Genomic DNA, 12,042 nt, shown 5'->3' with positions numbered 1-12,042 from the left:
GCCGGACGATTTTTTTTCGGCCTGCCGGGAAACGGCCGCCACCGGTGCCCCCGGCGCCGCTTCCGCAAAAAAGCCTTACGCCCTTACAGACTTACAGATTACAGTATTACAAAAAGCTGATATTCGTCTGTATCCGATGGAATATAGATATTATAATATATATTATATATAAATATATTTATATATAATATATATTATAAAATTATTTACTAATATTTTTGCTGATGAAAGGGAGCTTTATCTCAGAAAAGCAAACTGTAATCCGTAAGACTGTAAGGCTGTAAGGAAGAAGAGGGGCGGCACGCACGCTTTTCATGCACATTCCTGCATGTTTCTGCACGTTTCTGCACATTTTTGCAAATTTCTGCACGTTTCTGCGCGTCCGGGCACGTCTGCAAACTCCGTTCCGCAGATTCCCGCTACTTTCGCCCCAGGTATTCAGAACTGTGCAGAGAAAAAAAATCACGGCAGAGATTTCTCTTCTGCCGCGAAAAATGCGGAACCTGTCCGCCCGGAACCATGAATCTGAGCGGACAAGTCCTTCCGGCGGAGGTCTTTGACATCACTTCAGCGCTTTCACCCTGTAGCGGTCGCCCGTTTCCTTCACCAGCTGCCTGAGGAAGTCCTCGGAGTATCCCGGACGGTCGAGGGGCGCGGTGTTTCCCGTGGCCGGACGCTGTATCTGCCCGTCCTTCATGCGCTTCACCACCCCGTCGTTGTAGCGCACGATGAGGAACTCGCCCAGCCTTTTCCAGCTGTCTACGGCCGTCTGCGCCGTCATCGAGGTGTAGGCGGAGAGAAACTCGCGGGCCTTCTTCGGGTCCTGCTGCCATAGCTCGAGGGCCGTGCTTTCGATGCCCTTCTGCGCGTCGGCAAACGTATCCTCCAGCGTGTTCTGCACGGCGCGCATGTCGCCCTCCATGAGGCTGTAGCGGGGGCGTACCATGCCGGCCACCCAGTTGTAGATCCAGAATCCCGAATCCCACGAGAAGGTCACGCAGTCGCCGTTGCCCTGCCTGTAGGGGACGGGCACCTTGTCGGTCTGGCAGTATACGGGGGTGAACACGGTCATGTTCGCGTCGTCGAGCCCGAACCACAGCACTCCTCCCACCGCATCGGGGAGTTTCGAGCGCATCTGCGAAACGAAGACGAATCCGCTCTGCTGGGTGGATATGGGGCGTTCGTTGAAGTACTCCTGGCCGTCGACCTTGAAGGTGAGGGGCGACAGGCGGTAGGGCGTGTTGAAGCATCCCGCTCCCATGTCGCCGGTGATGTCGAGCGGAGTGCCCTCGTAGTGGTCGCGCATGGCCTGCTGGATGTCGCGCACCGACACCTTGCGGTCGGGCTTCACGTAGAGCGGGAGCGGCTCTCCTCCCTCGCCCTGGATGTAGGGGAGCCATGCCTGTCCGGTCGTGCGGCTGAACATGTTGTAGAAGCTCCACACGCGTGCTTCGCAGGCGCGCAGGCCGCTGAAGTCGAGCGGGCAGTAGGCGTCGGCAAAGCTGAAGTCTTCGTTCTTTCCGCTGAAGTATCCCTTCTCGCGGGCGAACGAGATCACGTCGGGCGAGTAGAGGCAGTTTTCCTTGTCGTCCATGTCGAAGCGGTGTATGCGGCTCTGGTTGGCGTGCGCGGCGATGCAGTCGTCAGGAACGCGCACGGCCACCCATACGGCTCCCCTCACGCCGGGCCCCTTTCCTATCATTTCGAGGATCCAGGCCTCGTTGGGGTCGGCCACGGAGAACGACTCGCCGCTGCTGTAGTATCCGTATTCCTTCACGAGGTCGGTCATCACCTTGATGGCCTCCTTTGCGGTGCGCGAGCGCTGCAGGGCCACGTAGATGAGGCTTCCGTAGTCCATCACGCCGGCAGTGTCGGCCAGCTCGGGGCGTCCGCCGAAGGTTGTTTCGCCGATAGTCACCTGAAACTCGTTGATGTTTCCGATCACGTTGTATGTCTGCTTCGCCTCCCTGATCTGCCCCAGATACTTTCCGGTGTCCCACTCGTAGATGTCGCGCATCTCGCCTCCGGCATGTGCCGCCGCGGGATAATGGCACAGGAAGCCGTACATTCCGTATGAATCGGCCGAATACGACACGATTACCGACCCGTCGGCCGATGCCTTCTTGCCGACAATAAAGTTGGTGCAAGCCCATCCGCTCGCCACTCCTGCCGCCAGCATCAGAGCCGCGGCCATCAGTTTTTTCATTCCCATCATCATTTTTCTCATTTATATGCGTTTTTTTGATTTCCGTTTCTTGTCAGAACGAGCACTCCCAGCGCCCCACGTTTCCGCAGCAGTCGGTCACCACCGCCTCCACCTTGTGCGCCTCTCCGCGCTTCACCCGCTCCTTGTCCTGGATGACCAGTACGCCCTTCTTCAGCGCGAAGAGCACGAACTTTCCGTCGACGTACACTTTATAGGAAGCGATCCCGGACCCGGCGTCGCTCACCCGGAAGCGGATGTTGCGCGACGCCCTCCAGCCTTCCTGCCCCAGGGGGACGATGCGCGGCGCCACCGTGTCGAGCGCCACGGCAAAGGTGCCCAGCGAGCGCACCCTGGTCTTCATCCATCCGTTTTCGTATTTCCCGCCCATCGGGGCGCGCCTCCTGCCCCACTTCTGCACCACGTAGTACTTCGCGGTGTCGGCCACCGGAAGGCAGCGCATGCCTATCGACAGGGGGCACCAGGCGTGCAGGGGCGTGTATCCGGCGTCGAGCACATAGTCGAAGGAGATTCCGGCGCTGTCGCCGCAGATTCCGGCGCGGAGCTTCACGTCGTCATAGAGATTGTATTTCGGCACCACCAGCTCCAGGCCGGGACGCTGCACCACGTTCGTCCGGTTCCAGCAGAGGGTCTGCCCCCTGCGCTCTTCCCGCGCGGGTATCTCCTGCTTCCTGCCCCGCACCGTGAAGCTGTACGTGCGGCGGTTTCCGAAGTTGTCTTCCAGCACATAGCGGAAGCGGTAGTCGCGTTCCTCGCAGATGTCCACAACGCCGCGGTTTCCGTCCGTATGGAGCAGGCGCAGGCGGTTTCCGGGCGACTTGTACGAGCGCATGACCAGCCGGCGCGTGCGGCTCAGCTCCTCAAAGTCGGTAAAGGCGTTGATCATCCGGTTCTCGTCGGGCATGACGGCATCGGTGACCGAGCGGAACACCTCCGCCGAGTCCACATAGAGGGTGACCGAATGCACCCCGTAGAAGTTTGACGTTCCGTCCATATAGTCTTTTGCGCTGATGCCCGTATAGATTTTCCCCCAAGCCGTGACCGGAGTCCCGAGCCTTGACACGGGCACCAGCTTCTTCGCGGCAGACCCGTCGACCACCCCCTGGCCGGACACCGGATAGAATCCGACCAGGCTCGCCACGGGCGCTTTCGTATCCTTGAGATAACGTTTGAAATAGGGCATGGGGTCGATGTATTCGTTTGTCGCGGTGCGCCGGAGCTCCAGGTGCAGGTGGGGGCCCGCCGAGGCTCCCTCGTTTCCGCTCAGGGCGATGACCTCTCCCTGCCTCACGGGAAGCTCTCCGGGCGCGAACGTCAGGTCGCACACGAACGTTTCGTGGGCATACTGGTATGCGCGCACCGCCTGCTGTATGGCAGGGGCGAACGAGATGACATGCCCGTATACGGAGGTCAGCCCGTTGGGGTGGTTCACGTAGACCACCTGCCCGTATCCCCCGTGGAGCACTGCCACGCGCGCCACATACCCGGCGGCCACGCACCGCACGGGCTTGCCCGTCACGCCCTGCGTCTTGATGTCGATTCCGTTATGGAAATGGTTCGGCCTCAGCTCCCCGAAGTTCGCGCTCAGCAGCAGGGGGAAGTCGAAGGGCGAAGTGAAACAGTTTTCGGCCGTATGCTGCTGCGCCCGTCCGCACAATGCGGAGAAGAGCGCAAGCGCCAGTGCAAGTTTGCGCATCATAGTCCTTCAAGTACTTCCTCGGCCACGGCATCCGCCCCTCCTTCCGGGAGAAGCATTTTCTTCACTTTCTTCAACACGCTTATATCGCGCACATTCAGAACCTCGCGTATCACTTCGTTCTGCAATGCCTCCAAAGCAACAGTTCCCATACATGTCTTTTTTTCAAGATTATACCGGCAAAGATAGCACAAAATCCCAACTTTAAGGTGATTTTGCGGAAAGAATATGAAAGGAAAGGCACTTGCGCAAACGCAAAGCATCATTCTGGCTAAAGTTTTCATACTAAATAAGCAAGTGTGCAAATTAAATGATATTATTAAACACAGATTTTCACAGATTAACGCAGACAACCAGCACAATCATCTGCGAAAATCCGCGTTAATCTGCGTTTCTGAATACAAAAACAAGCACCTAATTTATAGAGAAGTCAAGCAAGTGTCCATTCTGTCTATAAAAAGATAAACAATCCTCCATTCCAAAATAAAATGCCCCCCGTTTCGCCACAATCAAAAAGTTATGATTAAATTTGCGGAAAATAAACGAAACACAAGCATAATCCGAATTTTGACTGAATGATAGAAAAACATATCGTACTGGAAGAGATTGACCCCGTCATATTCTATGGGGTGAACAACGCAAACATGCAGATGATCAAGGCGCTGTTTCCCAAACTGAGAATCGTGGCGAGGGGAAACGTCATCAAGGTGATGGGAGATGAGGAGGCCATGTGCGCCTTCGAAGACGCGATAACCGCGCTCGAAAAGCACTGCGCCACCTACAACTCGCTGAACGAGGAGGCGATACTTGACATCGTGAGCGGAAACATGCCCAAGATAGAGAAGACGGGCGACGCCATCGTGTTCAGCGTGACGGGAAAGCCGATCACGCCACGGAGCGAAAACCAGCTGAAGCTGGTGCGCGAGTTCGAGAAGAACGACATGATATTCGCCATCGGTCCGGCCGGCTCGGGAAAGACGTACACCGCCATCGCCCTGGCCGTGCGCGCCCTCAAGAACAAGGAGATCAAGAAAATCATACTGAGCCGGCCCGCGGTGGAGGCCGGCGAGAAGCTGGGATTCCTTCCGGGCGACATGAAAGAGAAAATCGACCCCTACCTGCAGCCGCTCTACGACGCGCTGCAGGACATGATCCCGCCCGTGAAGCTGAAGGAATACATGGAGCTGAACATCATCCAGATAGCCCCGCTCGCCTTCATGCGCGGACGCACGCTGAACGACGCGGTGGTTATCCTCGACGAGGCGCAGAACACCACCGCCCAGCAGATCAAGATGTTCCTCACGCGCATGGGAATGAACACGAAGATGATCGTGACGGGCGACATGACGCAGATCGACCTCCCCCCGTCGCAGATGTCCGGACTGGTGCAGGCCATGAAGATCCTGAAAGACGTGAAGGGAATCAGCTTCGTGGAGCTTACGAAGAAGGACATCGTGCGCCACAAGCTGGTGACGCGCATCGTGGAAGCCTACGAGAAGTTCGAAGAAAAGACAAGAAAGGAAAAAACCGATTCATCCAACAATTTAAACAAGAAGAGAAATGAGCAAAGCATTGACTAAGACAGACTATCACTTTCCGGGTCAGAAAAGCGTGTACCACGGGAAAGTGCGCGATGTGTACAACATCAACGACGAAAAACTGGTAATGGTGGCAACCGACCGCATCTCGGCATTCGACGTGGTGCTCCCCGAAGGCATCCCCTACAAGGGACAGATGCTCAACCAGATAGCGGCCAAGTTTCTCGACGCCACCGCCGACATCTGCCCCAACTGGAAGCTCGCCACTCCCGACCCGATGGTGACGGTGGGCGTGCTGTGCAAGGGATTCCCCGTTGAAATGATCGTGCGCGGATACCTGTGCGGAAGCGCATGGCGGGCATACAAGAGCGGAGTGCGCGAAATATGCGGCGTGAGCCTGCCCGAAGGAATGCGCGAGAACGAAAAGTTCCCCCGCCCCATCATCACCCCTACCACGAAGGCCGAAATGGGCCTGCACGACGAGGACATCTCGAAGGAGGAAATCCTGGCCAAAGGGCTGGCCACTCCCGAAGAATACGAAATCCTCGAGAAATACACCCTGGCTCTGTTTGAGCGCGGAACGGAAATCGCCGCCGAACGCGGACTGATCCTCGTGGACACTAAGTATGAGTTCGGAAAGCACAACGGAGAAATCTATCTGATGGACGAAATCCATACGCCCGACTCAAGCCGCTACTTCTATTCGGAGGGATACCAGGAACGCTTCGAAAACGGAGAGCCGCAGCGCCAGCTCTCGAAGGAGTTCGTGCGCGAATGGCTGATGGAAAACGGATTCCAGGGAAAAGAGGGACAGAAGGTGCCCGAAATGACCCCGGAAATCGTGAAGTCAATCAGCGACCGCTATATCGAGCTGTACGAACACCTCACGGGAGAAACTTTCGTGAAAGGGGATACGGACAGCCTGAACGGACGGATCGAAAAGAACGTGACGGATTATCTGAAATAAAAAACACTTACAGTCTTACAGCTGACAGTTGACAAAAACGCCAACTGCCGGCTGTCACCCATCAACCATCAACTGCAACATGCCTCACTATCCTCAAGAAAACATCAAGCCTTACGACAAGAACGGGAGCAAGAAGGAACAGGTGGAAAAGATGTTCGACCACATCGCTCCCGCCTACGACAACCTGAACCACCTGCTCTCGTGGGGCATCGACAAGAGCTGGCGGAAGAAAGCCATCAACCTGCTCAAGCCTTTCCGCCCGCGGCGCATCATGGACGTGGCCACCGGAACGGGAGATTTCGCAATCAAGGCCTGCCGGATGCTCGACCCCGAAGAACTGGTGGGCACGGACATCTCGGAAGGCATGATGAACGTGGGGCGCGAAAAGGTGAAGCAGATGGGGCTCGACCGCCAGATCTCGTTCGCCAAAGAAGACTGCACGGCACTCTCATTCCCCGACAACCGCTTCGATGCCATCACCGTGGCCTTCGGGGTGAGAAACTTTGAAGACCTCGACCGCGGGCTCAGGGAAATGCGCCGGGTGCTCGCTCCGGGCGGACACCTGGTGATCCTCGAGCTTTCCACCCCCGAACGCTTCCCCATGAAGCAGCTCTACTCTGTCTACTCGAAGGCCGTGATCCCGACACTGGGAAAACTCCTCTCGAAAGACCGGAGCGCCTACACCTACCTGCCGCAATCCATCAAGGCATTCCCGCAAGGCGAGGTGATGCAGGAAATCATGCTGCGGGCAGGATTCGGCCAGGTGAGCTTCAAACGGCTCACAATGGGAATATGCACGCTCTATTTCGCCACCAAATGAAACACGGACGCGGTTCCCAAACAGACGCATTACAACAAACTAATTATGACTGGTTACTCATGAAAAAATACGGTTTAATAGGATATCCTCTCGGCCACTCCTTCTCTAAAAACTTCTTCAACGAGAAGTTCCATTCAGAAAACATCGACGCCGAATACGTGAACTTTGAAATCCCCTCCATCGACGAGCTCCCCAAGGTGATCGCCGAAAACCCGAACCTGGAAGGGCTGAACGTAACCATACCCTACAAGGAAAAGGTAATCTCTTATCTCGACAGGCTGGACGATACGGCCGCCGCAATCGGAGCGGTCAACGTGATAAAAATCGACCGGACAAAGGGAAAGGTGAAGCTGGCGGGATACAACTCAGACATCATCGGCTTCACGCGCTCCATCGAGCCGCTCCTGGAGCCCTACCACAAGGGCGCGCTGATTCTGGGAACCGGAGGCTCCTCGAAGGCCATCCGCCAGGGACTGGAGCAGCTGGGGCTCAAAACGCTCTTCGTTTCGCGCAGCAAGCACAACGGAAACACCGTCACCTACGAGGAAATCACTCCCCAGATAATGAGCGACTACAAGGTTATCGTCAACTGCACCCCGGTAGGGATGTATCCCCAGGCCGACAAGTGCCCGCAGATTCCCTACACCCTGCTCACTCCCCAGCATCTGCTCTACGACCTGCTCTACAACCCCGACACCACGCTTTTCATGAAAAAGGGAAGCGACCAGGGGGCTATCGTGAAGAACGGGCTTGAGATGCTTCTGCTCCAGGCTTTCGCGTCGTGGGATATCTGGAACGAATGAAAGGGAGGGTCCGCATGAAAAAGAAACTGCTGGCGGGAGCCGGCATCGCGCTGCTGGCTCTCATGGCCGCCTCCATCGGAGGGGGGATGTATCTGATTGACTATGCTCTCCGCCCCGACAGGCCGGAACGCAGCGTGCGCGAAGCCATCGCCGAAACCTGCAAGGACTATCCCGCCATCACTACGTGGGCAGACAGCCTGCAAAGGCACAAAGCACTGAAAGACACGTTCGTCACGGCTCCCGACGGAACGGCTCTCCACGCGTTCTATGCGTATGCCGCCCGTCCGACGGGAAACACGGCGCTGGTGATTCACGGATACGGAAACCGTGCCACCGACATGCTCCACATCGGATACATGTACAACCATTCGCTCGGATACAACATCCTGATGCCCGACCTGCGCCATGCGGGACAGAGCGGGGGCGAGGCCATCCAGATGGGCTGGCTCGACCGGCTGGACGTGATGCAATGGATCGGCGCGGCTCCGGCTCTCTTCGGCGATTCGCTCCGGATGGCGGTACACGGCATATCCATGGGAGGAGCCACAACGATGATGGTGTCGGGCGAAGACCTCCCCGGCTATGTGCGCTGCTTTGTAGACGACTGCGGCTATACGAGCGTATGGGACGAGTTCAGCAAGGAGCTGAAGACGCAGTTCGGGCTCCCTCCCTTCCCTCTGCTCCACACCGCGAGCTGGCTCTGCGGCATGAAGTACGGATGGAACTTCCGCGAGGCCTCAGCACTGAAGCAGGTGGCGAAGTGCACGAAGCCGATGCTCTTCATCCACGGGGCAGACGATGACTACGTGCCCACATGGATGGTCTATCCGCTCTACGAGGCCAAGCCCCAGCCCAAGGAGCTATGGATCGTTCCGGACACGGAACATGCAGAGGCATACCGCAACCGTCCGGAAGAATATACACGGAGGGTGAAGGAGTTTGTGGGGAAATACATCCGGTAACTCCTCCCCCGGATTACATGCCTCCTCAGAAAGCCTTGGGAATCCTCACCACAACGGGAACGGCGGAGTACAAATCCGACTGGCAGCCGTAACGCGCGGCATCCCTGATGTCGGGAAGCTCTACCGTAACCCTGCTTCGTGCGCCTTCCGATGCCACCGCAACCGTTTCTCCCTCATAAGGATTCATGCCCGGCACGGGATATGCGTAAACTCCGGGGTTCAAGGCAAGGGACAACGTGAAGCTCAGCGTCTGCTTCTTTCCGTCGGGCATGGGATTGCCGACGGACAGCACCCATCCGTCCCCCGTATCACGCAGCATAATCTCGGCTACATCGTCTGATACGACCTTCACCCCTCCGGCTTCAATCTCGTCCGGGCGGAAGAAAGCGTATTGCCAGGTTTTCTCATCAGCGGAATAGGCCGCATGGGCCGACTTCGGCTTCTGCACGAGTTCCAGACTGCCCAGCAAAGCCTCAACTTTTTCCGGCATTTCTTCCGCACTGACGTTCGGAAGCTGGATATAGCGGCAAGCGTCGCTCCATTCCTCTCCCGGCACCGATCCGTGGCCGATGGCTATGATGAAGTTTGGTTTTCCTCCCGCCTCCCGGGGGTCGGTTGCATTGATTTCCTTTCCGGTCTTTATCAGCAGCTGCAATTTTCCTTCCGGAAGCAGCACATATCCCTTCTTGCCCTGATGCAGCCAGCATACGCCCTCGACAGGTTCGGCTATATTCACCGATTCATCCGGAGCGATTTCATGCCGCTCTCCGTCCGCATACCACGTAAGCGTGCCGCGCAAGTCCGACTGGTCAATGAACGTCGCGATATCCTCGTGCCGGCCTTCCCTTTCGCGGGCGATTCCGCTGGCCATGGAGATAATCTTGCCGCCGATGAAATGGTACGTCTTAAATGCGGAAGCGGAACTATAGCCTTCTGCGGGCAAGTGCCGGTAAATGCCCATGCCGGCCACACCGTCTGCCAATACGCCGGCAATCTTGTTCCTCCCGGGGAGAGATGCCTGCGAACCTCCCTCCAGCGGAAAAGGATCGGTGCGCCACTCCTCGGTCAGACCGGGCAAGGCGTGCCAGTCGAAGTTCTTCAGCACCTTGTCCGAATACTCGTCGCCGTCCACCTTCACCGGAAGGATTCCATATCCCATGTGCCAGGAATGACGGACCTTGCGGTCAAAATCCTCCGCACCCACGGTACGCTCGGACTTCAGCTTGAGGGAGGCATAGAAAGACGGCTCATTCTCTCCGCGGCGGTGCACCAGAAACTCGTTCACCCAATAAGCGTGCGTACCGGAATGCTCGTAAGTGTTTTCCTTGAGCCTCCGGCAAACCTCCTCCAGTTCTTCCGCCCTCTCCAGCCGGGTATCCCTGCTGCGTGCCCTGAACAGGCTGCGGACGGCGTTCGGATAAGTCTTCAGCACAAAACGCCGCATATCATGCAAAAAAGAGCGGCCTGCCACCAGAAAATCCATCCGCTGCTTGTAGAACAACTTGGGATACACCTCCAGCAGGCGGTCGAGCTGGAACTGATAGTGCTTGTCCGCAATCTTGAACGGCGTGTCCCTGAAACAGGCATAGCCTTCCGAACACTCCGTAAGCCACTCAAAGCCGTATGCCACCATGGCCGCATCCGTACCGTGCCCGATATGATGCGACACCGTACCGTCGGGCTGGAAGCCGGACTGGGCGTAGCGGTGCGCGGGGATGTTATATTTCGTCATCCAGTAGCTTACGTCAGACACCACACCGTGCGGGCTCCATCCCGGCTGGAAGCTGAACCCCTCGAAAGGCTTTCCTCCGTAAAAGTCCTCGTACCAATATTGCACGTATGTCATCGGACGGTTATAGTCGGCCCAGATAAGCGGAAGGGCCAGCATGGTGCGCGAACGGTGCCCGAGATTGGCATCCGCCCAGGCTCCGGAAGAATAGAGCGTGTCGCGGATTTCCCCCCAGCGCTCGTCGGGATTGTCGATGGCCCGCCGGCTCTTGATCACGGACATGAATATCTGGAAATAACGCACCAGCGCATCATGCACCTGCAGGCAGGTTTCATCCCCCTTCTTCATGCCCTCAAGCAGACCGGGCATCAGATGCAAGGCCGGAACAACCAGCGGGTCGGTCATTGTCCACTGGTGCGTAGGAACCTGACGCCCGATGATTCCGTCCGCCTCCAGCAGGCTGAACCCGTCGCCCGTACAGTCGCCGATGGGCTTCCCGTCAATCATCACGTCATCCCCCTCCACGGGAACCGACCTCGTATATGCGAGAATAGCCTTATACAAGGCATTCTTCAACCGCTCGCGCTTGTCCGTCCGGCCTTCCGGGCCATATACCTCCGATGCGGCATAGGCATAGCCCATCTGCCCGATCTTGCTGGCGATGAATGTCCAGTCGTGCTCGATTGTATTTCTCCCGTCAAAATCCTGCGGTTTCGTGCCGTACGAACGGAAGCCCTCGAACTTTCCTCCATTGCGCTCCACCTCTTCAATCATGCCCCCAATCTCTGCATCCGTACATTTCTTGTTGCCGTACATACGGGGGTTTCTGAGCGTCTTCGGAAGATAGCGTTCATAAAGCAGACTCCACAATGTCTGCTTTACGATGCGCACGTTTACATCAAACTTCTCCAACTGCCTGTCCCCGTCTTTCAGGGCTACAATCATCCGATAGTTCCGGGGGGTGGAAGGAGTGCTTTTCCCTTTATCCACCTCCAATACTCCCATCATGCGCTTTGACAGGTCATACCGGGTTTCGATGCGGAACAGCGCCTCTTCCGGCTGGCGGAGAATCTCAAAGTGATAGCCTTCGGGAACCGGCATCGTATGCACGTCCTTGTTCCTCTCCAGATGGATGCGTCCGGTCACTTCCGTCCCTTCCGGGCTATCAACCGGTATGTCAAAGTAACTTGCCAGCACCTTTTCCTGAGCCGCGTACAGACCTGCGGGCAACAGACAAAGCAGGCAAATCAAACTTGTTCCAAAAAGCAAATGCATTCTTTTCATGGTGTCAGCCATTCTACAG

The 12,042-nt window shown here is 56.8% G+C and carries 9 protein-coding genes; 5 read left to right on the top strand and 4 right to left on the bottom strand.

Annotation, left to right across the window (positions count from 1 at the left end; genetic code table 11):
- Window positions 1–562: 562 nt before the first annotated feature.
- The 3 genes from NW212_RS09435 to NW212_RS09425 are packed head-to-tail and all read right to left on the bottom strand — an operon-like array spanning window position 563 to window position 4,072.
- Window positions 563–2,206 (bottom strand): C69 family dipeptidase, encoded by a 1,644-nt coding sequence (locus NW212_RS09435; protein ID WP_375337980.1) that lies wholly within the window; start codon window positions 2,204–2,206, stop codon window positions 563–565.
- 52 nt (window positions 2,207–2,258) lie between these two features.
- Window positions 2,259–3,923 (bottom strand): M23 family metallopeptidase, encoded by a 1,665-nt coding sequence (locus NW212_RS09430; protein WP_258338400.1) that lies wholly within the window; start codon window positions 3,921–3,923, stop codon window positions 2,259–2,261.
- Complete coding sequence (locus NW212_RS09425) at window positions 3,920–4,072, bottom strand: hypothetical protein (protein WP_258338399.1); 153 nt, start codon at window positions 4,070–4,072, stop codon at window positions 3,920–3,922. Before NW212_RS09425 ends, NW212_RS09430 begins: the two co-directional genes overlap by 4 nt.
- A gap of 423 nt (window positions 4,073–4,495) precedes the next feature.
- On the opposite strand from NW212_RS09425, the gene NW212_RS09420 reads away from it, so the two are divergent.
- The 5 genes from NW212_RS09420 to NW212_RS09400 all read left to right on the top strand — a co-directional run bounded on the left by NW212_RS09420 (window position 4,496) and on the right by NW212_RS09400 (window position 9,010).
- The gene (locus tag NW212_RS09420) at window positions 4,496–5,500 is read left to right on the top strand and encodes a PhoH family protein (protein WP_258338398.1); all 1,005 of its coding nucleotides are present in this window, start codon (window positions 4,496–4,498) and stop codon (window positions 5,498–5,500) included.
- Window positions 5,481–6,425 (top strand): phosphoribosylaminoimidazolesuccinocarboxamide synthase, encoded by a 945-nt coding sequence (locus NW212_RS09415; RefSeq protein ID WP_258338397.1) that lies wholly within the window; start codon window positions 5,481–5,483, stop codon window positions 6,423–6,425. The genes NW212_RS09420 and NW212_RS09415 overlap by 20 nt, the downstream gene beginning before the upstream one ends.
- Before the next feature lie 79 nt (window positions 6,426–6,504).
- Window positions 6,505–7,245, top strand: a complete 741-nt coding sequence (gene ubiE, locus NW212_RS09410) for a bifunctional demethylmenaquinone methyltransferase/2-methoxy-6-polyprenyl-1,4-benzoquinol methylase UbiE (protein WP_258338396.1) — start codon at window positions 6,505–6,507, stop codon at window positions 7,243–7,245.
- Window positions 7,246–7,304: 59 nt separating this feature from the next.
- Window positions 7,305–8,048 carry a shikimate dehydrogenase gene (locus NW212_RS09405; protein ID WP_258338395.1) on the top strand — a complete coding sequence of 248 codons (744 nt, stop codon included), beginning with the start codon at window positions 7,305–7,307 and terminating at the stop codon, window positions 8,046–8,048.
- A 14-nt stretch (window positions 8,049–8,062) separates the two neighbouring features.
- A complete protein-coding gene (locus tag NW212_RS09400) occupies window positions 8,063–9,010 on the top strand; it encodes an alpha/beta hydrolase (RefSeq protein WP_258338394.1) in 948 nt (315 codons plus the stop codon).
- Window positions 9,011–9,035: 25 nt separating this feature from the next.
- Here NW212_RS09400 and NW212_RS09395 read toward each other — a convergent pair whose 3' ends face one another.
- Window positions 9,036–12,023: a polysaccharide lyase family 8 super-sandwich domain-containing protein gene (locus NW212_RS09395; protein WP_258338393.1), complete on the bottom strand. Its 2,988-nt coding sequence runs from the start codon at window positions 12,021–12,023 to the stop codon at window positions 9,036–9,038.
- Window positions 12,024–12,042: the final 19 nt, after the last annotated feature.

The sequence above is a fragment of the Bacteroides sp. ET225 genome (assembly GCF_024733745.1).
GTDB lineage: Bacteria > Bacteroidota > Bacteroidia > Bacteroidales > Bacteroidaceae > Phocaeicola > Phocaeicola excrementipullorum.
The sequence above is the reverse complement of the archived record's forward strand: the minus strand, read 5'-3'. Positions and strand labels throughout refer to the sequence as shown.